Origin of the sequence: Neoasaia chiangmaiensis (assembly GCF_002005465.1) — a bacterium.
GTDB lineage: Bacteria > Pseudomonadota > Alphaproteobacteria > Acetobacterales > Acetobacteraceae > Neoasaia > Neoasaia chiangmaiensis.
Window position 1 is genome coordinate 2716967 of the sequence record NZ_CP014691.1, and the last position, 20717, is coordinate 2737683.

The window sequence follows — 20717 nt, forward strand, 5'->3', positions numbered from 1 at the left end:
CCCTGGCTTTCGCGGCGCGATCAATGCGAGGCATTGATCGGCGGGGGTTTCAGGGTGGCGCGCATCTTGGCGGCCTTCTTTTCCAGGTCCGTCCAAGGCGGCAGGTTCGTGCGGGTGCGGCGCAGATAAGCCGCGATCCGTGCCATGTCATGGTCGCTGAGGCCCGTATAGAAGCTCGGCATCGCGATGCCGTCCTGGCCTTCCCTGGCGCCGATGCCATGCAGCATCACCATGAACAGGTTGTTCGGCTCATCCAGCCAGAGTGCATTGTTCAACGCCAGTTCCGGACGGCCCGGTACGGGTGCCGGACCGGCATTGTAATGGCATGCGGCACAGGCACCCTGATAGAGGCGGGCATCCGGGTCGGTCTGCGGGCCGATCAGATTGGCTTTCGAGCGATCCATGGCCGTGGCGACCGCCGCCTGATTCTGGCCTTCACGCTGCGCGGCATGGTCGACATCCGCGTAGTAATGGGCGATCGCGCGAACGTCCGATTCCGGAAGTTCCGACAGGAACTCGTGCGGAATCGGGTTCATCGGTCCGGCGGCCGAACCATGCAGCGGCGCAACGCCATGGCGGAGGTATTTGAAGAGTTCGTCCTCGGTCCAGACGACCGGCGTCGGATTGTGCTCGTTCAGTGGTGGTGCGATCCAGCCGTCGATCACGTTGCCGTCGTAGAGTGCGCTTTTCTTTTCCGCGCCCAGCGCGTTGCGGGGCGTATGGCAGGCGCCGCAATGCGCGTCGCCTTCGGCAAGGTAAGCGCCCCGGTTCCATTCGGCATCGTGGGCCGGATCATTCCTGTAACGACCCGGCGAGAAGAACAGCAGCTTCCAGAAGCCCTGTCCGATCAGGCGGATGTTAATCGGGAAGGGCACGGTGTTTTCGCGCGGCGCACGGTGGATGGCCGGCTGGCTCATGAGATAGGCGTAGAGGTCCGAAACGTCCTGATCGCTCACCTTCGTGAAGTGATCGAAGGGAAAGGCCGGATAGAGTTGGCTGCCGTCGCGGGCGATGCCGAGATTCATCGCGCGCTTGAAGGCCGCTTCCGACCAGTTGCCGATGCCGGTCTCCGGATCGGGCGTGATGTTGGACGAGAAGATGTCGCCGAACGGCGTTTCCATCTTGTAGTCGCCCGCCATGCGCGGACCGCCGCCGTTATCGGTGCGGGTATGGCATTCCGCGCAGTATCCTGCCGCGGCGACCAGCTGGCCGCGATGAATGGCCTCCGGCGAGAAGGATGACGCCGCAGGAGGACTGACCGGGGCGATGGAGGGATACCAGGCGTAGGCGAGAAAGCCGACACCGCCAACGACACCCAGACCGACGACGGCCCCTACGACGCGCTTGATAAGCGTCATTCTGCTCGACGAGCGATGCGAAGAATCTGTCACCATATGTCACGACATGACAGATCGCCCGCGCAAAAACAATTCTGCGCGGCTTTTGATCCAGAACAATAACCCGAAGGTAATCCCACGGTTAACTCGCCGTATCAGACCTCACAAAGTGTTTGATAATCAATTGCATTATGTTCAGAAGTCAATTTCCATCGTGAAATGGTAGGTGCGTGGCAGGCCCGCGACCGCCGCATTGGTGGCGCTCGCGTTTCCGCCATTGATATTGTTCGGATATATGGACGCCCAGTAACTTTGGTTCGTCACGTTATTGACACCGAAACGAAAGACGATCGGTTCCTTATAGACCCTTGTGGCGTAGCGCGCGCCCAGATCGAGCGTGACGTACGAATCGGCGAATGTCAGGTTCTGCACGTCCGCGGCACGTCGGCCGGTGTAATGGACATTGGCGTTGACGGCGGCACCCTTCGCCCAGGCCGGGTGATAGTCGAGAAGCACGTTGGCCTGGATTGGCGGGGCCCCCACCACTTCCTTATGCGAGGTCGCCATCGTGCTGGTATCGCCCAGTTCCGCATCCATCCACGTCATGCCGCCCAGGACGCTGAGGGACTTGGTGATGCTGCCGGCGGCCTGGAACTCCACGCCGTAGTTGCGCTGATTGCCGAACGTGCCGAACACGTGTGTTGCCGGATCGGTGTAGCCATAGGGCCGCGTCATGCGGAAGCCATCGACGTTGAGTTGAAGCCCGTTGTCGAACTGGTATTTGTACCCGACTTCCCATTCCTCGGAGCGTAGCGGCGCCAGAACCTGATTGGCGTTGACGACGTTGTCCGGCGCGGTCGGGCCGGCCTCGATGCTGCGCCCCCAGGTGAAATAGGCGCTCTGACGGGCATTGACCTTGTAGATCAGGCTGGTCATCGGGCTGAACGCAGCATTGCGTGTATAGGTCGATGTCCTGACATTGTTCTTGTTGAAATTGTTCTCGCTGAGCCAGCCCCAAGCCAGCGTGCCCATGATCGCCCAGTGCTGGTCCAACCAGATCGTGTCGCCGGCGATCAGCGACTGCTCCGCGGTCGTTGCGGATTTGTAATTGCCGGAGAAATAGGGCTGTTCGCCGGACAATCGGGGTGGATTGCCGAGCACGCCGGACCCGAGAAGAAACGACTCTCCCTGCGTGGGATTGTAGTTGCCCATGATATAGCCGTTGGTGCCGAGCGTGATCTCATGGCGCAGCGGGCCCGTGCGGAAGCGCCCGTTCAGGTAAGCGAGGTTGCTGCCGACCTTGAAGTTTTTGGCTGTGGCGGCTGCATTGATCGTGGTGCTGTAGAGCCCTTCGTCATTCTGCAACGTGTTGGCGGTCGTGAAGACCTGACGATAGGCATTCTGGTAAAGGCCGCCGAGCGTCAGGCTCCAGTCATCGTTGAAATGATGGATGATTTTCGCCAGTGCCGTATTGGTTTCCATGTTGAAACCGGCATAGGGCTGTCCGTAGCCCTGCTTGCTCAGATCCGGTGCATTTGGAAGCTGCAGGCCGGTTTTGTAAGAGAACTGTCCCGGGTAGCCGCGCTCCGCGAAGCTGTATTGACTTGCATCGATCTGGATGACGGTTTTCGGCGACAGATGGATGTCGAAATCTCCGCTGACGAGATCGCGCCGTAAATGCGACCCCTGAACGAAGCTCGTGCCCTGCTGATTAAGCAGGTTCAGGCGATAACCGAACCAGCCCTGTCGCCCGACGCGACCGGACACGTCCAGACTTTCCAGTGGCGCGCCGATGGAATCCACCCCGGCGACGAAGCGTTCCGTCTGGCGGTCGGTCGGGCGCTTGAGTGTGTAGCTGAATGTACCGGCAGGATTCTGGGGGCCGTAAAGTGCGCCGGAGAGACCGTTCAGAACCTGAAGATTGTCGAATTGCTCGGCAGCATATGGCGTGGTGATTACCATATTGAGCCCGTCCATGCGGGAATTGGCCACCACGTCGGCTTCGAACCCGCGTGATTGCGGGCGGCTGGTGTTGGGATCGCCGCGTTCTTCCAGCTGCACCGATGGCATATACTGCGCCAGATCGTTGATGTTGCGCGACTGCTGATTGGCGATGACGTCCTGCGTCACGGTCATGATGGAGAAGGGCGTATTGAGGGTCGGCCGATTCCCCAGCGGACCGAGCGTCGCCACCGTCTTGCTGTATTGCGCGGCTGTTCCCGTTGCCGAGCGTGCATGGACAGTGATCTGTTCCAACGGCTTTTTCGCCGGCTTCGTCTGTGCATGAGCCGTCGGCAAGGCGAACAGCGTCGTCGACAGGAGAAGGTTCTTCAGTGACTTGCGAGGCATGGCACGGCTCTGGGTATTCTCCGAAACGGCGACGAAACATTGCGTCGGTGACGTGGTGAAGATGCCGGGGCGAAATGTCCAGAGGGCGGAGAAAGGGGAAAAGGCCAGTTATTTCATGGACTGTCAAAAGGCAGGTTGTTGTTCTGGAAAGATAAAACCGGGACTATCGCTTTGGAAAGTGCCAATATCACGTTTACGTGATTATGACACCGAGTGTAGATCCTTGTCAAAAATGTCACGCTGCAACTCGAATGTACGGGCCAGAAGCGGTGCGAGTGCGGTTCGCCCGTCGCATCGCAGCCACTCCTCCAGTGCGGCGCGGAAAGCGGCGATGCTGCTGCGTGCCAGAACGGATGCCGCCAGATGGGTGTTGTCGCTGGCGGGCAATCGGTCACGCCAGGCGTCGATGATGCTTTCCTCCCATGCGGCGTATTTGCGCAGGCTATGCACCCGCAGGGCCGGCGACTGTTCGATCAGGCGCACCAGCGCGAGGCATTCCTTCGTTGTCGGTGCAATCCGCTTGATCACCGTTGTGAAGGCCCGGCGCATTGCGGGGCCGGGCTGCTCGTCCGGTGCCGCTTGTGCCATCGTCTCCCGCAGGACATCGGTCATGGTGGACGCCCAGGCGAAGACGATATCGCCTTTTGTGTCGAAATATCGGAAGAGCGTGCGGCGGGACACGCCAGCGGCGGCGGCGATCTCATCAACCGTGACGGCCTCGAAGCCGCGTCCGGCGAACAGATGCATGGCTTCGGCGATCAGCTTCGTTCGGACCCGAGCCTGTTTCAGTTCCCGCAGTCCGGGAATACGGACATCTTCCCGAGCCGTCGCCGTTCGACGGCGGCCATCGATCCAGCCATGACGAATGGCGATGGCAAGTTGCGCCGGCGTGTCGAGATCGAAACCCAATTCCGGCGCGTCCACGAAAATCGGGTTTTCGGTGCCTTGTTGCCAGATCTGGCCGAAGCCGCGATCACCCGTGAGGTTATCGGCCTGCGCCAGCGTGTGTCGCGAGATCAGCGCGGGAATGCCGTAGCTTTCGGCATCGTAGCGCGTGACGACGTCCCGTGTGCCCGCCCAGGTCCTCAGCAACGCGTCCAGATGGGGGAGTTGCAGGCGACACTGATCGACGCCGCTGAACAGCACGGGGCGCGTTGTCTTATGGGACTGTATGGCACGTGCCGCCGATCGGACGGACGTCGACAGGCCCTGTGGCCAGTCGGGGTTCTCGATGATGTTCGCGTTCAGGCCATTGAGATGGGTCGCCATGCCGCGATCGCCGAGGACGACGAAAAGGCGTGTCGGCTTCGTTTCCGCCAGAAGACGGGCTGCTCGCCGCAAGAGCGGTTCGCCGTCGATGGTCAGTTCCTGTTTCGGCTGTCCCAGGCGCGCGCTGCCACCTGCGCCAAGCAAAACGGCGTCATGGGAAAATCGCCGTGTCATACGCGCCTCACATTGAACTGAATCAAAACGTCTTCTCGGGTTGCGGCGTTCAGCATTATGTCGCCAATTCGTGAATATCCAACGTGAAAAAGGAGAAACGCAATGAAATTGAGTGCACGCAATCAGCTCAAGGGACGCATCGTGGAGATCGTGAAGGGGGCCACCACCTCCCATATCCGCATTGACGTGAACGGTACCGTCATCACCAGCGCGATCACGAACGAGGCCGTGGCCGAACTGGATCTGGCCGTGGGGAAGACAGCCTATGCGGTCATCAAGGCATCGAGCGTGATGGTCGGCATCGACGACTGATCCTCAGTCGTGATCGTGTCCGTGCGCGCCATGAGCGCCGTGGGCATGGTCGTGATCGCGGTGCAGGTGATGGCAGGCGACCCATTGGGTATCGCCATCGAGATAGCGCTCTTTCTTCCAGACCGGCAGGCGGAACTTGATCTCGTCGATAATGTAGCGGCACGCACGGAAAGCCGCATCCCGATGGGGGGCGGACACGCCGATCCAGACGGCAATGTCGCCGACATCGAGACTGCCGGTGCGATGCATGGCGATGGAATCGCTGATCTCGAAACGCGTCTGGGCTTCCGCCAGAATGGCCGCGCCTTCGTTCAGGGCCAGGGCTTCATATGATTCATAATCGAGGCCACTGACGGCGCGGCCCTCGTTGGTTTCGCGAACCCATCCTTCGAAAGCGCAGTAGCCGCCGGCGCGGGAGACGTGCAATTCGTCACGCAGCGCCGCGAGATCGACGGGCGCATCGGCCATGATGAACCGGCTCATCCGCCCGTCACCGGCGGGATGAAAACGACGGTGTCGCCATCGGCGAGCACCTGGTCCCACGGCCGGAAGGCGGCATTGATGGCGACCCGCATCTTCCGTGGTTCCAGCGTGAAGCGGTGGATGTCACGCAGCTCGTCATAAAGCGCCGCCGCGGAGAGGGCCTGCGTGTCGCGGGTTTCACGATGGCAGCCGGCCTGCTCCCGCATTTGGGCGAAATACTCCAGTTCTATGCGCGGCATGCATCCTCCAGAAACCGCTGCGCGATGGCGCGCTCCTGCGGCGTATTGACATTGTCGAGCGCGCCCGGCGTGCGTGGCGGCAGAATGAGCGTATCGATATTGAGCAGACATTTGCGGGGGCAAAAGCGACCGCCGTCGACCTGGCTTTTCAGCTTCTCCAGCGCGCCCGGCTCCCAGATCGTGCAAAGGGGCTCCGGCAGGCCGTCATGTTCGCTGCGGAAGGCCGTGGCCACGTGTTGTTCGTCGCGTGCCGCGATCAGGGCTGCGAGTGTGGCGTCGTCCAGCATCGGCAGGTCACAGGCCAGCACCAGCCACGCGGCATCGGGATACGTGGCGTGCGCCGAAAGGATGCCGACGGCCGGTCCCGCAGCCGTTACGTTGTCGACGATCTGCGGAAAGGGCGCGCGCGTGGGATCGTTCTGCTGCGTATTGCGCACGGAGACGAAGGTGCGTTCCACATGCCGATCCAGCATCGCGAAGGCATTGGCGAGTTGCGTGCGGCCACCGTAATGCAAGGCCGCCTTGTCCTGCCCCATGCGCGTGCTGGCGCCGCCGGCCAGCACGAGGCCGTAAAGCGGGCTCATGACGGGCTACTCCCGAAATCGCGTTTGCCGCCCGATTTACCAAGCAACCGCACGTCATGGATGACCATGTCATGCGAGAGCGCCTTGCACATGTCGTAGATCGTCAGGGCGGCGATCGAGGCGCCGGTCAGTGCTTCCATCTCGACGCCGGTTTTGCCGGTGCATTTGACGCGGCAATCGATGATCGCCTCATCGCCGTCGATGGCGATCTCGACCTTGCAGCCATTGAGTGCCAGCGGGTGGCATAGCGGGATGAGCGTCGATGTCGCCTTCACGCCCATGACGCCTGCGATCTGCGCGACCGTCAGCACCGCGCCCTTGGCGGTCATGAAGCCTGCTTCCGCCAGGATCCGTGCGACATCCGGCGGAAAACGCAGCCGCGCCTGCGCGTGGGCCTGCCGTTCCGTGATGTCCTTGCCGCCGACATCGACCATGCGCGGTTGCTGACCGTTTTCGTCCACATGTGTGAGCGTTGCCATGTCAGCCTCCAATATAATGCATTTCGATTTTCTCGTCCGAATGCGCGGCGCGGCGTTCGGCGCGCTCCTCACTATAGCGGTCGCCGCGTTCGCGCCAGACCTGCGACAAAATCCCGCGCAGGGATGCGTCGTCTTCTTGGGCGCGTAGCACGGCGCGCAGGTCGGTGCCTTTGGTGGCGAAAAGGCAGGTATAGATCTGGCCGTCCGACGAAAGCCGCGCGCGCGAACAATCGCCGCAGAATGGCGCGCTCACGGAGGAGATGAAACCGATCTCTCCCGCGCCGTCGGCATAGCGATAGCGGCGCGCCACTTCGCCACGATAGCGCGGCGACAGCGGTTCGAGCGGCCAACGCGTATCGATACGGTCGCGCAACTCGCGTGATGACACGACCTCGTCCCGAACCCAGCCGTTGCGGTTGCCGACATCCATGTATTCAATGAAACGGACGGTGATGTCGCGATGCCGGAATTGGTCCAGAAGATCGAAAACGCCGGTATCGTTGATCCCGCGCTGAACCACCGTGTTGAGCTTGATGCCGCCCGGGAATGCCGCGGCGTCCGCGGCGTCGATCCCTTCCAGGACGGCGTCGAGTTGCGCGCGCCCGCCGCTCAGCCGGGCGAATGTCTCCGGATCGAGGCTGTCGAGGCTGACCGTTACGCGATGCAGTCCCGCGGCCTTTAATGCCTCAGCCTGCCGGGCGAGCAGCACCCCATTGGTCGTCAGCGCGACGTCCTCGATGCCGGGCAGCCCAACCAGACGGGCAATCAGCACGGGCAGGTCCGGCCTGAGCAAAGGCTCACCGCCGGTCAGACGCAGTTTCGTCACACCCAGCTCGGCAGCGATCCGCGCCACGCGTTCGATTTCGTCGAAACTCAGTCGCTCGTTGGCCGCAAGAAAGCGGAAATTCTCGTGATAGGTCGATTCCGGCATGCAATAGGGGCAGCGGAAATTGCAGCGATCCATGACGGAAATCCGCAGATCCCGCAGGGGGCGTCCCAACCGGTCGCGCGGCGTCATCTCACCAGCCATGGAAAACCGCTGCCGTTCCGGCAGACGCGCTACCCTCGCCGGGCGGCAGTTCCACGAAGCCGTCGGTTGTTGCCAGATGGCTGAAATCACCGGACGTGGAAGCCGGTTGCGGCGAGACGCAGGCGCATCCCCGCGCATCATGACGCAGACGCACAGGCACGAAACGGGCCAGGGTCGGAATGAGTGGTATGGCCGCATCGAGCATGACCGTGAAACGCTCAGGCGTCCTGGCACCCATGGCGGTGAGCAGCGACGGCACGACATAGCGCATGCAGCATGTCAGGGCGGAGACGGGATTGCCCGGCAACGCGAAAATGCGCTGTCCCTGACGACCGATACCGAACCACATCGGCTTTCCGGGTCTCTGTGCGATCTTGTGGAAGATACGTTCGACACCAAGCCGCTCCAATGCGCGCGGCACGTAGTCGAAACTGCCCATCGACACGCCGCCGCTCAGGATGAGCACGTCATGAACGGATAACGCCTTCTCCAGCGCGCGTATGGTGTCGTCCAGATCGTCGCCGGCCCAGTCGATGTGAATGTCGGTCAGGCCGCGCGTGCGGAGTGCGCCGGCCAGCGCCTGCTCGTTGGAACGGCGGATCTCCCATTCCTGCACAGGTCCCTCGACCGGCACGAGTTCATCGCCGGTCGACAGGATTCCGATGCTTGGCGATCGCGCCACCTCGACGCGCGCATAGCCGTTGGCCGCCAGAACGGCGAGGGCTGGTGCGTTCAGGCGGATACCCGGTTCAAGCAGCACGTCCCCGGTGCGGCAATCCGAGGCGCGGGCGTGAACGAATTGACCTGCTTCCGGCGTATAGCCCGGTTCGAGGCTGAACTGATCGTTCTGCTGACTCAGGCGCTCGATCGGGACGACGGTATCGCTTCCTTCGGGCAGGATGGCGCCTGTCGTAACGTTCAGGCAAGAATCGTCCGCAACCAGGCGCCCGACCGGCGCACCGGCACGTTGCGTGCCGTGGATGTGGAACGAGCGGACGTCGCCATGGCGGATCGCGATGCCATCCATCATCACCCGGTCGTAGGGCGGCTGGTCGCGTTCGGCCATGACGCGCTGGCGCAGGATGCGTCCTGAAGCCTGGCCCAGCAGCACCTTGTCGACACCGAAGTCGCCGACATTCTGCCGGATCATGGTTTCCGCCTGTGCTACGCTTGATAATTCCGCCATCGAACGACAAATCGCCTCTACGCTGTAACGGAGCACAATATAGGTGTGTCCTGTGCCGATGGAATGGCGGGATGATCGATAAGTAGGTGTTCGATGTGGATTTTCGGTCTAGCGTCGCTTCCATGCTTTCGACATCGAACGACATGACGCCATCGCATCTCGCCCAGTGGCCGTCCTGGCCAGAATACGGACTGGTGGACGACCTGCTGCCATTCCTGTCCCGCTGGGCGGCGGAGGGACAGCGGGTTGCGCTGGCGACCTTGATGGAGATCACCGGCTCCTCGCCGCGTCCGCTGGGTAGCGAGATGGCGATTGCCGCCGACGGCAGTGTGGCCGGTTACGTCTCCGGTGGCTGCGTGGAGGCGGAGGTGGCGCGTGAGGCGCTGGACGTTCTGGCGAACGGCAAGCCCCTCTGGCTCGACTACGGCGAAGGCAGCCCCAACTTCGACATTCAGCTGACATGTGGCGGGCGGATCGGCATCTTCGTCCGGGAGATACGGGATCTCGCGTCATACGTGGCGCAACGCAAGGCCGCGTTCGATGCGCGGCGCGTGTCCACTGTCGTCACCGACGTGCGGGATGGCAGCATGAACGTCATTCAGGGTGAGACCTGGCCGGAAACCGGCATGTTCGCGCGGCCGCACGTGCCGCAGACACGGCTGGTGATCGTCGGCGGGGACCCGGTGGCGCTGGCCTTGTCGAGACTTGCCCCGCAATTCGGGCTGGCCACCATGTTGCTGCGCCCTATGGGGCCCGAGAGGCCGCCGCTGGAGCTCGATGTGAGCCGATACGACCGTCGCAGGCTTGAGACGGCATTAGGCGATCTGGTGCTCGATGGCTGGACGGCCGTTTACAGTCTCACACATGATAGCCATGACGATCTGCTCGTCGCACGTCGGGCGCTGGATTCGGCGGCGTTCTGTGTCGGCGTGCTGGGAAGTCGGCGCAAGATAGCGGCACGGATGCGGGCACTCCAGCGGGAAGGGATTGGCAGCGAGTCGCTGCGTCGGCTCCATCTGCCGGCGGGATTGGCGATCGGCGCACGGACGCCGAACGAAATCGCCCTCTCGATTCTCGCACAGGTGGTGTCGATGCGACCGCCGCCGCTGACGGCCGGATTCGGATGACCGGTGCTGTCGGAATGTCATCAAAACCATGGTTGAAGATATTCCAAATCCTGTGCTAGGGCATGACCGAACCGAACGGTCAATATCTGCATGGCCAAGGGTGACCGAGTTTTTCGGCGCGTTGCCCTCCAGCGGAAATTCTTGAGATCTTCTTCAATAAGCCGTCCGCTCGACGGCACCGAAAGGAACGACATGGCGCAGGGCGAGCAGGACAGCCAGAACGATCACGTATCGGATGGTAGCCAGCAGAACGGCGGCGACAATAACGGGAAAAAGGGCGGCAAGAAGCGCAATCCGCTGGTGCGCGTCATCCTGATCGTTCTGGTCATCGTCGTGATCATTGCGTGGGGTGCTTACTGGTTCCTGACCAGGAACGAGATCGACACCGACGATGCCTATACGGCCGGGCGCAAGTTGGCGATGGCGCCGCATGTCAACGGTTACGTGACGCGCCTTCTCGTGAACGACAACCAGTATGTCCGCGCCGGACAGTTGCTGGTGAAGATCGACGATCGCGACTATATCGCCGCGCTGCACAAGGCGCAGGCGCAATTGACGCAGGCGCAGGCCAATCTTGCCGGATCGCGTCTGGCAGCGGACGTGGCGAAGCAGAACTTCCCCGGCCGGTATATCACGGCGCAGGGTAATCTGGCGGCCGCGCAGGCGCAGTTATTCAAGGCGGAGACGGATTATCGCCGGCAGCACGCTGTCTCGCGTGCGGCGACGACGCAGCAGGATATCGATTACGCCAAGGCGGCGCTGGATCAGGCGCATGCACAGGTCCAGCAGGCCGAAGGGCAGTTGCAGCAGGCCAAGCCGGTCATTCCCAACATCCAGAACACGCAGCAGACCGTCAGCCAGCAGGAAGCCGCGCTGAAAGCGGCCGATGCTGCCGTGGTGCAGGCGCAACTGAACTACGACTGGACGGAAGTGCGCGCGCCGCATGACGGCTGGATCTCGCAGCGTAACGTCGAGCAGGGCAATTTCGTGCAGACCGGTCAGGAACTGTTCTCGATCGTCGAGCCGGAAGTCTGGGTGGTCGCGAACTACAAGGAAACGCAGATCACGCGGATGCGGGTGGGGCAGAAGGTCGATATCGATGTCGATGCCTACCCGTCCCTCAAGCTGCATGGCCATATCGACTCGATCCAGCTTGGCGCGGGTGCGGCGTTCAGTGCTTTCCCGCCTGAGAACGCGACCGGCAACTTCGTGAAGATCGTTCAGCGCGTGCCGGTCAAGATCGTGATCGACAGCGGACTGGATCCGAACGTGCCGCTGCCGCTGGGCGTGTCGGTTGAGCCGACGGTGACCGTACCATGAGCGAGGCGTCCGGCGACAACCACGCGGACTGGAAGCCCAAAGCCAATCCATGGCTGATTGCGGTGGTGGTGACGCTGGGCGCCTTCATGGAGGTGCTTGACACCACCATCATCAATGTGGCGTTGCCGCACATCTCCGGCGCGCTTGGCAGTTCCTACGATGATGCGACCTGGGCGCTTACGTCCTATCTCGTCGCGAACGGCATCGTGCTGACGATCTCTGCCTGGTTCGGCAAGCTGCTGGGGCGGAAGCGCTACTTCCTGATCTGTATCGGGATGTTCACTGTCTCGTCCTTCCTTTGCGGATTGTCGACCAGCCTGCCGATGCTGATCATCTTCCGTCTCATGCAAGGGTTCTTCGGTGGTGGCCTGCAGCCGAACCAGCAGTCGATCATCCTCGATACGTTCCCACCCGAAAAGCGGGGTGCGGCTTTCGGCCTGACGGCGATCGCCACGATCGTGGCGCCGATCCTGGGTCCGCTGCTGGGCGGCTATCTGGTCGACAACTATTCGTGGCGGTGGATTTTCTACGTCAACGTGCCGTTCGGCATCCTGACGCTGATCGGCGTTTACACGCTGGTGGAAGATCCGCCGTGGGAGAAGCAGAAGCGTGAGAAGGTCGATGTCATCGGCATCGCGTTGATCTCGCTCGGTCTCGGCTGCCTTGAAATCATGTGCGACCGTGGCGAGGATGACGACTGGTTCGGCTCGCCTTTCATCGTATGGATGGCCGTGCTGGGCATCGGCGGCACCATCGGTGCGGTCATATGGCTGCTGAAGGCGAAGAATCCGCTGCTCAACCTAGCGATCTTCAAGGATCGGAATTTTGCCGTCGGCACGTTCCTGATGGCGATGGTCGGTGCGTTGCTCTATGCCTCGGCCATCATCGTGCCGCAGTTCGCGCAGCAGGTCCTGGGCTATACGGCAACCGTTTCCGGGCAGGTTCTGGCCCCTGGCGGCGCGGTCATCATCTGCATGATTCCGATGGTCGGGAGGCTAATGGGTGTCATCCAGGTTCGGACCATCATCGCGTTTGGCTTCTTCACCATGGGCTGTGCGATGTATTATTCCGCGCATCTCGTGCCGACGACGAGCTACGCACATCTGGTCGAATACCGCATCTTCCAGACAAGCGCCCTTGCATTCCTGTTCGTGCCCATTTCGACGATTGCCTATTCGACGTTGCCGAAGGAGTTGAATTCCGACGCCTCGTCGATGTTCAGCATGTCGCGAAACTATGTCGGATCGCTGGCCATCTCGTTGGCCACGGCGGCCATTACCGAGATGCAGCAGCGCCGACAGAATTATCTGGCGCATTGGATGACGCCCTATCGGGACGAGTACAACCAGTATCTGTCGAATGCCAAGCAAGTGGCCATGGACCACGGGTTCACGGCGGGCGCGGCCCAGCAGTTCGCGACGCATCAGTTGTACACCACGTTCCGTCAGCAGGTCTCGATGCTGGCTTACAACCAGACATTCATGGAGATCGGCATCATCGCCTTTTGCGTCGTGCCGCTGTGCTTCCTTCTTTCGCCGGTCGCCAAGAAAGGCGGCGGTCAGGGAGCGCATTGATGAGTTTCCCCTTCAAGTCTTGGAGCCATGTCTTGAAAGCAGGCCAACCTTTTCGTGCGCTGATGATGGGTGGCGCCGCTCTCGTCATGGCCGGTGGGCTTTCGGGCTGCATGGTCGGGCCGAAATATCGCAAGCCCGACCTGTGGTCGCCGACGCAATACAATACGCACGCTCAAGGCGGGCAGGCGCATAGCCAGACGACCAGCGATGCACCGGATCCGGCGTGGTGGAACATCTTCCGTGACCCCGAGCTGACATCGCTCGAGACGCGCCTGGCCAGCGAAAACCTGGACGTGCGCAAGGCCGCCGCGCAACTGGCGCAAAGCCGTGCGCAACTTCTGATGGCGGGTGCCGAACGTTTCCCGGGGCTCAGCGCGTCGGGGTCTTATACGCGCTCGCAATACAGCACGAAGGAATTGCAATACATTATCCATCGTGTCGGTCGGCAGGTGGGTAATCAGATCAATCCTCAGACCGGCGAATTGCTGAGCAACGAGGCCGGTAACGCGACGGTACCGCTTCTGAACCAGTGGAAGGATTCGATTGACGCGACCTACGAGGTCGATCTCTGGGGACGTGTTGCCCGGCAATATGAAGCGGCGAAGGCTGATCTCGATGCTTCCGACGAAGCACGACGCGGTGTCCTGATCGCGCAGCAGGCCGACATGGCGCGCGATTATACGATGCTACGCGGCTTGCAGGAGCAGTTGCGCATTACGCAGGCGAACCGCCAGATTCAGGCGAGTACGCTAAGTCTGGCGCAGGACCGTTTTCATGGCGGTCTCGTGACCGATCTGGACGTACAGAGTGCACAGGCGCAGGTGGAGAGCACAACGGCGCAGATCGCGCAGTTGCAGCAGCGGATCGATCAGCAGATCAATGCGATCAGCCTGCTTCTGGGATCGCCGCCCGGCACCCTGAATGACGAACTCAATCGCGGTGCTGGCATTCCAGTCGTGCCGCCGCGCGTTCCGGTAGGTGTGCCGTCCGAACTCGCGCAGCGTCGCCCTGATATCCGTCAGGCCGAGGCGCAGCTTCATGCAGCTGTCGCCAACGTGGCGGAGGCCGAAGCCGAATTCTATCCGAAGGTGACGATCAGCGCCGATTTCGGCTTCCAGTCGCTGTCCATCCGCGACATGGGATTCTGGAATGCGCGCGCCTGGAACGTCGGGCCGTCGATCTCGCTGCCAATCTTCCAGGGCGGGCGACTGCGTGGCCAGTTGCAGCTGAATCGCTTTGCCCAGAAAGAGGCGGCGATCTCCTATCAGCAGACGGTTCTCGGCGCGTGGCGCGATGTGGACAATGCGCTGATTGCCTATCGCGACGAACAGCAGCGTCATGACGGCCTCGCTTCGGCGGTGGCGGCAAACCAGAAGGCGGTCTCGCTCGCGCAGGATCAGTATCGTCACGGGCTGGTGACATATCTGAACGTGTTGTCGGCACAGGGTAACCTGCAATCCGCGCAATTGCAGTTGGCGGATAGCACCACCACGCTCGCGGGTAATCTGGTGCAGCTGTACAACGCGCTTGGTGGTGGTTGGGAGACGACGTTCCCGATCGACAATCCCGCCAGATCGAGCGCGGAGCAATTGGCGCAGGCGCAACCGGCGGGAAGCGTGCATTAAAGCTGGCACCCACGCGCGCCAGCACGATCGTATGAGGCTGTCCTTCGGTTCTTGCATGATAACCGGGGGGTTCTCATGCTTCGACTTATGCCGAACGATCATGCGCATCTGAATGGTGTATTGGCCCTGACGCGGCGCAGGCTGGTGCAGGGTGCTTCGGCGCTGGCCGTGGCCGTGCGCTACGGCTCGCGTCGGGCTTGGGCGCGCGTTGCGTCGAACACTGCCGTCGCCGGCCCGGCGTCGGCCACGACGACGCTGACAGTCAACGGTCAGACGCATCGGCTTTCCATGGATGCGCGCGTGACGCTGCTCGACCTGTTGCGCGAGCGTCTTCTTCTGACAGGCACCAAAAAAGGTTGTGACCACGGCCAGTGCGGTGCCTGCACAGTTCTGATTAATGGAGGGCGGCAGTTATCCTGCCTGAGTCTGGCGGCCATGCATGACGGCGACCGGATCACGACCGTCGAGGGGCTGGCCAGCGACCAGGGTCTGCATCCGGTGCAGGCGGCATTTCTGAAGCATGACGGTTTTCAGTGCGGCTATTGCACATCGGGGCAGATCTGCTCGTCCGTCGGGATGCTGAAGGAGTGGCGGCGGGGTGATCCCAGCCTCGTGACGGAAAATCTGGACGACGATCATCCGAAACTTACGGAGGCCGAACTGCACGAGCGCATGGCGGGCAATATCTGCCGTTGCAGTGCCTATCTCAATATTGCGGATGCGTTGCGTGAAGCGGCGCGGGAGACGGCATGAGGCCGGTTTCCTACGAGCGGGCGCGGACCGTCGGACAGGCTGCGAGGATGAGCGCATCGGCGGGCGCGATGCCGATCGCCGGTGGGACCAATCTGCTCGATCTCAGCAAGCTGGAAGTGGAAACCCCGTCGCGGCTGGTCGATATCCGGCAGATCGATGCCCTGCGTGGTGTCAGGGAGACGACGGAGGGCGAAGTCCGTATCGGCGCGCTGGTGAGCAATGCGGAACTGGCGGCGCACCCGGTCATTCGCGCGCGTTATCCACTGTTGTCGCGCGCCATTCTGGCAGGGGCCTCGGGCCAGATACGCAACATGGCCAGCACGGGCGGTAATCTGCTGCAGCGGACACGGTGCGTGCAGTTTTACGATACGTCGAGCGCCTGCAACAAGCGTCAGCCGGGCAGTGGCTGCGGGGCGCTACACGGCGCGAACCGCATGAATGCCATCGTCGGTGGCAGCGAGCACTGTATTGCCGTGCATCCGTCCGACATGGCGGTCGCCATGCGGGTTCTGGACGCTGTGGTGGAGATTCAGGGGGCGGACGGTGCGGTGCGACATGTACCGATCGGTGCATTCTACCGCTTGCCGGGCGATACGCCCCAGAACGAAACGGTGGTTCGACAGGGCGACATCATCACCGCCGTCCTGCTCCCGCCAGCGCCACCGGGCCAGCAATTCTACCGCAAAGTGCGCGACAGGGCGAGTTATGCCTTCGCGCTGGTCTCGGTCGGTGCAGTGGTTGCCGTCGAGGACGGTCGGTTCTCGACCGTGCGTTTCGGCTTTGGCGGTATCGCGCCGAAGCCGTGGCGCGTGGAGGCGGCGGAGGCGAGTTTGAAAGGCAGGGCGGTCTCGCGCGAGGCTGTCCGGGATGCATGTGACATGGCGCTGAGTGGCGCGATCGGACGGGGCGACAATGACTTCAAAATCCCCTTGGCCCACCATACGCTGGCGGCCGTCCTGGCCGTCTAGGCCGGGCGCACGACAGAACGACACCCTGCCGGATCCGCCGCTGGGACCGCCCATTGGGCCGGGGATCGTGCGTGTCGAGGGACATGCGAAGGTCACGGGGCGGGCGCGCTATTCCTATGAGGCGCAATCGGCCGATGGCGTGCCGGCGCGTGCGTTGTATGGTGCTGCGGTGCTCTCGACGATTGCACGGGGGCGGATCGCATCGATCGATACGTCGGCGGCGGAAAAGGCGCCCGGCGTCCGGTTGGTGCTCACCCATCGGAATGCACCGCCGCAGGCAAAATGGGGACCGCTGAACGCCAAGGTTCGGTTCGCACGCAGCCAGCCTGTCCTGCATGACGACCAGGTGCGGTATTTCGGCGAGCCTGTTGCGTTCGTGGTGGCGGACAGCTTCGAGAACGCCACGGACGCGGCGTATCGGATCGCAGTGCGATATGCCGCCGAAGCGCCGGATATCGACTTGCAGGCTGAAAAGGGCGTCGATCCCGCACCACTGCATGGCGGCAAGTCGGCCGATACGCGCAAAGGCGATTTCGATGCGTCGTTCGGTGAATGCGTGCATCGGATCGACGTCCGATACGACACGCCATACCAGCATCATGTTTCGATGGAGGCACAGGCAAGCCTTGCCTACTGGCAGGGCGGCAAGCTCGTCATTCATGCGCCGGCGCAGATTCCGGCTGCGATGCAGGCCGGCATCGCGGCGACGTTCCAAATGCCGCAACAAGACGTACGGATCGTCGCGACGCTGATCGGCGGCGGTTTCGGGGGGAAACTGCCGTATTTCGCCGACTCTGTGCTGTGTGCCATCGCCAGCCGGCTGTTGTCGCAACCCGTGAAATTTGCCTTCACGCGCCAGCAGACTTTTCTTGCGACATCGCATCGCCCTGCTGTTCTGCATCGTGTTCGCGTGGGTGTCGGCGCGGACGGCCTGATCCGGGCGATCGGACATGAGGTGGTGTCGCAGACAGCGTCGTTCGACAACTATCTCGATGGCGACACGATGGGTGCGGAGGGGCTTTATCGCGCCGACGCCATTCTGACGACGCAGCGTCTGGCGCGCCTCGATCTGCCACGCTCGGATTCGATGCGCTCGCCCGGTGATGCTTCGGGGTCGCTGGCATTCGAATGCGCGATCGACGAGGCGGCGTATGCCAGTGGCGTCGATCCGGTCGAGTTTCGAATCCGTAACGATACGTCCACCAGCCCCGCTTCAGGCAAGCCGTTCAGCAGCCGCCGACTGGTGGCATGTTTCGAAACAGGCGCCGAAAACTTCGGTTGGAAGGCGCGCAGCAAACGTCGTGACGGGGAGTGGCTGATCGGTTTCGGCGCGGCATCGGCGATGCGTGACAACATGCTCAGGGAGTCCAGCGCCGAAGTCACTCTCCTGCCGGATGGGCGGCTGGAGGCACGGCTGGATATGACCGATCCTGGAACCGGCAGCTACACCGTGTTGACCCAGATCGCCGCCGAGGCGTTGGGTTTGCCGGTTGAGCGCGTAACGGTGCGGATCGGCGATACGGATTTCCCCCCGACCGCCGGTTCCGGTGGTTCATTCGGTGCGGAAAGCGCAGGATCGGCGTTATATGAAGCGTGTGGTCGCTTGCGCGAGCGACTGGCCCAGCAGGCATCGGCCGATGCACGGTTTCAGAATATGGCCGCCTCCGATTTCCGGTTCGAAGGCGGTTTGCTGAAAGCGGGCGGTGCGAAGATCGCGCTTGGCGAATTGGCGCGACGCGGCGCTCCGGATGGCATGACGGCGCCAGGCCATATCGCACCGGGTGTTGAAGCGAAGGATTACGCCGAAGCCTCATTCGGCGCGCAGTTTGCGGAGGTGGCGGTCAATGCCGTGACGGGTGAGACACGTGTCCGTCGCATGTTAGGGGTTTTCGCCTGCGGGCGCATCCTCAACGCACGGACGGCACGCTCGCAGGCGCTTGGCGGCATGATCTGGGGATTGTCCTCCGCCCTGATGGAAGGCAATTCGGTTGATGCGCGCGGCCAGTTCGTGGCTCATGATCTGGCGAATTACCATGTGCCGATCATGGCCGATATCGGCACGATCGACGCTGTATTGATGGAAGAGGAAGACCCGGTCGCCAATCCGCTCGCGATCAAGGGAATTGGCGAAGTCGGTATCAATGGCGCGGGTGCTGCCGTGGCGAACGCGATTTTCGATGCGACGGGGATTCGTATCCGGTCGTTTCCCATCACGCTCGATAAGCTGGGCGCGCATCTATGGGCGGCATGACGGCTTCTCACGTTCTCGGGAGGGTTGCGTTTTCTTGAGAACTGCGACGATCCGCCGGGTTTAAGACGTTCCAGCGCATCGTATGGATGGCGCAGGAGGACCCATGATGCAGGACGTGACGGCCCCGACTTCCAATATTCTCACGCAATACGCGGCGCCGCCCGCTTGCACGCTGGTTATTTTCGGTGGCGGTGGCGATCTGACGAAGCGTCTGCTGGTTCCCTCGCTATATGATCTGGCGGAAAGTCAGACCTTGCCGCAGACATTCAGCCTGATCGGCGTCGATCGCACCGCGATGGAATCCGGGACGTGGCGCGACGGCCTGCGCCAGATGATCGAAAGCTTCACGCAAGATCCCGACGCCGAGTTTTCCGCGACATCGATCGACGATGCGGCGTGGGGCAGGCTGTTTGCGAATGCGCGCTATATTGCTGGCGATTTCACGCAGCCGGCGCTTTTCGAGACGCTGCGCGATGCCTTGGGCGACGGTAACGCGATTTTCTATCTCGCGGTGCCGGCGCGTTTTTTTGGCGGTATTGTCACCCGACTGGGCGAGGCCGGCCTGCTGGCGGAGCAGGAGGGAGGCGCTTTCCGGCGGGTCGTGATCGAAAAGCCGTTCGGCCACGATCTGGCGAGTGCCCGCGAGCTGGACGCCACGTTGTTGCATCAGGGGCGCGAGGCCCAGTTTTATCGCATCGATCATTTCCTCGGAAAGGAAACGGTGCAGAGCATCATGGCGTTGCGTTTTGCCAACGGCATGTTCGAGCCCGTGTGGCGCCAGGAATATATCGATCATATCCAGATTACGGCGGCGGAAACTGTCGGCGTCGAACAGCGGGGCGCGTTCTATGAAGTGACAGGTGCGCTGCGCGACATGGTGCCGAATCATCTTTTTACCATTCTCTGCATGATTGCGATGGAGCCGCCGAACATCCTCACGCCCGAAGCCGTGCGCGAGGAGAAAGCAAAGCTGTTGCAGGCCATCAGGGTCCTTGCGCCGGAAGATTACGTGCGTGGACAATATACGGCTGGATCGATCAATGGGGCGGACGTACCGGGTTATCGCGAGGAACCGAATGTCTCTCCCGACAGCACGACCGAAACATATGCCGCCATGAAGCTGCATGTCGACAACTGGCGTTGGGGCGGTGTGCCTTTCTATCTGCGGACGGGCAAGCGCATGCAGGCCCGCCAGACCGAGATTGCGATTTTTTTCAAGCAGGCGCCGCATCGACTGTTCGCGAATGCGCCGTCACATGGTCTGACCAATATCGTCCGGCTGCTGATCGATCCGGTGCATGGTATTCAGATGCATTTCGACGTGAAAAAGCCGGGGCCAGGGATCGATCTGGCGTCTGTTTACAATTCGTTTCGATATGATGATTTCTTTCCGAAGACAGCGAATGTTGGATACGAAACGCTGCTTTATGATTGCATGGCGGGCGATCCGATGCTGTTCCAGCGAAGCGACGCCATCGAGGAAGCCTGGCGGATCGTGGACGATGTTCTCAAGCAGGAAAAAAGTCAGCCGGAGCCTTACGCTGCCGGAACGCTTGGCCCGAAGGACGCGGACGACCTGCTGGCACGCGATGGGCGCGCCTGGTTGCCGGTTGGCGACCAGCGGAGGCGAACGGCCGAGGCATAACGACCGGTATTA

General features: G+C 62.0%; 18 protein-coding genes. 9 read left to right on the top strand and 9 right to left on the bottom strand.

Annotation, left to right across the window (positions count from 1 at the left end; translation table 11 throughout):
• Positions 1-20: 20 nt before the first annotated feature.
• The 3 genes from A0U93_RS12900 to A0U93_RS12910 all read right to left on the bottom strand — a co-directional run bounded on the left by A0U93_RS12900 (position 21) and on the right by A0U93_RS12910 (position 5129).
• Positions 21-1358, bottom strand: a complete 1338-nt coding sequence (locus A0U93_RS12900) for a cytochrome c (protein ID WP_077807687.1) — start codon at positions 1356-1358, stop codon at positions 21-23.
• A 174-nt stretch (positions 1359-1532) separates the two neighbouring features.
• The gene (locus tag A0U93_RS12905; RefSeq protein ID WP_077807688.1) at positions 1533-3686 is read right to left on the bottom strand and encodes a TonB-dependent receptor; all 2154 of its coding nucleotides are present in this window, start codon (positions 3684-3686) and stop codon (positions 1533-1535) included.
• Between the two features lie 201 nt (positions 3687-3887).
• Positions 3888-5129, bottom strand: a complete 1242-nt coding sequence (locus A0U93_RS12910) for an NTP transferase domain-containing protein (RefSeq protein WP_169852768.1) — start codon at positions 5127-5129, stop codon at positions 3888-3890.
• 102 nt (positions 5130-5231) lie between these two features.
• Here A0U93_RS12910 and A0U93_RS12915 point away from each other — a divergent pair, with 102 nt between their 5' ends.
• Positions 5232-5441: a TOBE domain-containing protein gene (locus A0U93_RS12915; protein WP_077808529.1), complete on the top strand. Its 210-nt coding sequence runs from the start codon at positions 5232-5234 to the stop codon at positions 5439-5441.
• 3 nt (positions 5442-5444) lie between these two features.
• Here the strand turns inward: A0U93_RS12915 and A0U93_RS12920 are convergent, their stop codons facing one another.
• The 6 genes from A0U93_RS12920 to A0U93_RS16865 are packed head-to-tail and all read right to left on the bottom strand — an operon-like array spanning position 5445 to position 9442.
• On the bottom strand, positions 5445-5924 hold the full coding sequence (locus A0U93_RS12920; protein WP_077807690.1) for a molybdenum cofactor biosynthesis protein MoaE: 480 nt from the start codon (positions 5922-5924) through the stop codon (positions 5445-5447).
• Positions 5921-6163, bottom strand: coding sequence for a MoaD/ThiS family protein (locus tag A0U93_RS12925; protein WP_077807691.1), 243 nt, complete (start codon positions 6161-6163; stop codon positions 5921-5923). Before A0U93_RS12925 ends, A0U93_RS12920 begins: the two co-directional genes overlap by 4 nt.
• Positions 6151-6747, bottom strand: coding sequence for an NTP transferase domain-containing protein (locus A0U93_RS12930; protein WP_077807692.1), 597 nt, complete (start codon positions 6745-6747; stop codon positions 6151-6153). Before A0U93_RS12930 ends, A0U93_RS12925 begins: the two co-directional genes overlap by 13 nt.
• Positions 6744-7226 (bottom strand): cyclic pyranopterin monophosphate synthase MoaC, encoded by a 483-nt coding sequence (gene moaC / locus A0U93_RS12935; RefSeq protein ID WP_077807693.1) that lies wholly within the window; start codon positions 7224-7226, stop codon positions 6744-6746. Before moaC ends, A0U93_RS12930 begins: the two co-directional genes overlap by 4 nt.
• Before the next feature lies 1 nt (position 7227).
• Entirely contained in the window at positions 7228-8256 is a 1029-nt protein-coding gene (moaA, locus tag A0U93_RS12940; RefSeq protein ID WP_218029033.1) for a GTP 3',8-cyclase MoaA, read from the bottom strand.
• Complete coding sequence (locus A0U93_RS16865; protein WP_077807695.1) at positions 8246-9442, bottom strand: molybdopterin molybdotransferase MoeA; 1197 nt, start codon at positions 9440-9442, stop codon at positions 8246-8248. Before A0U93_RS16865 ends, moaA begins: the two co-directional genes overlap by 11 nt.
• A gap of 143 nt (positions 9443-9585) precedes the next feature.
• On the opposite strand from A0U93_RS16865, the gene A0U93_RS12950 reads away from it, so the two are divergent.
• The 8 genes from A0U93_RS12950 (at position 9586) to zwf (ending at position 20705) form a co-directional block, all read left to right on the top strand.
• Positions 9586-10569 carry an XdhC family protein gene (locus tag A0U93_RS12950; RefSeq protein WP_147150648.1) on the top strand — a complete coding sequence of 328 codons (984 nt, stop codon included), beginning with the start codon at positions 9586-9588 and terminating at the stop codon, positions 10567-10569.
• A 192-nt stretch (positions 10570-10761) separates the two neighbouring features.
• Complete coding sequence (locus tag A0U93_RS12955; RefSeq protein ID WP_077807696.1) at positions 10762-11889, top strand: HlyD family secretion protein; 1128 nt, start codon at positions 10762-10764, stop codon at positions 11887-11889.
• On the top strand, positions 11886-13463 hold the full coding sequence (locus A0U93_RS12960; RefSeq protein WP_077807697.1) for a DHA2 family efflux MFS transporter permease subunit: 1578 nt from the start codon (positions 11886-11888) through the stop codon (positions 13461-13463). Before A0U93_RS12955 ends, A0U93_RS12960 begins: the two co-directional genes overlap by 4 nt.
• A gap of 62 nt (positions 13464-13525) precedes the next feature.
• Positions 13526-15088 (top strand): efflux transporter outer membrane subunit, encoded by a 1563-nt coding sequence (locus A0U93_RS12965; protein WP_245825201.1) that lies wholly within the window; start codon positions 13526-13528, stop codon positions 15086-15088.
• A gap of 75 nt (positions 15089-15163) precedes the next feature.
• Positions 15164-15841 (top strand): 2Fe-2S iron-sulfur cluster-binding protein, encoded by a 678-nt coding sequence (locus tag A0U93_RS12970; RefSeq protein WP_245824894.1) that lies wholly within the window; start codon positions 15164-15166, stop codon positions 15839-15841.
• Complete coding sequence (locus tag A0U93_RS12975; protein WP_077807700.1) at positions 15838-16809, top strand: FAD binding domain-containing protein; 972 nt, start codon at positions 15838-15840, stop codon at positions 16807-16809. Before A0U93_RS12970 ends, A0U93_RS12975 begins: the two co-directional genes overlap by 4 nt.
• Positions 16754-19060 carry a xanthine dehydrogenase family protein molybdopterin-binding subunit gene (locus tag A0U93_RS12980; protein WP_077807701.1) on the top strand — a complete coding sequence of 769 codons (2307 nt, stop codon included), beginning with the start codon at positions 16754-16756 and terminating at the stop codon, positions 19058-19060. Before A0U93_RS12975 ends, A0U93_RS12980 begins: the two co-directional genes overlap by 56 nt.
• A gap of 103 nt (positions 19061-19163) precedes the next feature.
• Entirely contained in the window at positions 19164-20705 is a 1542-nt protein-coding gene (zwf, locus tag A0U93_RS12985) for a glucose-6-phosphate dehydrogenase (RefSeq protein ID WP_245824896.1), read from the top strand.
• The last annotated feature ends 12 nt before the right edge of the window (positions 20706-20717 follow it).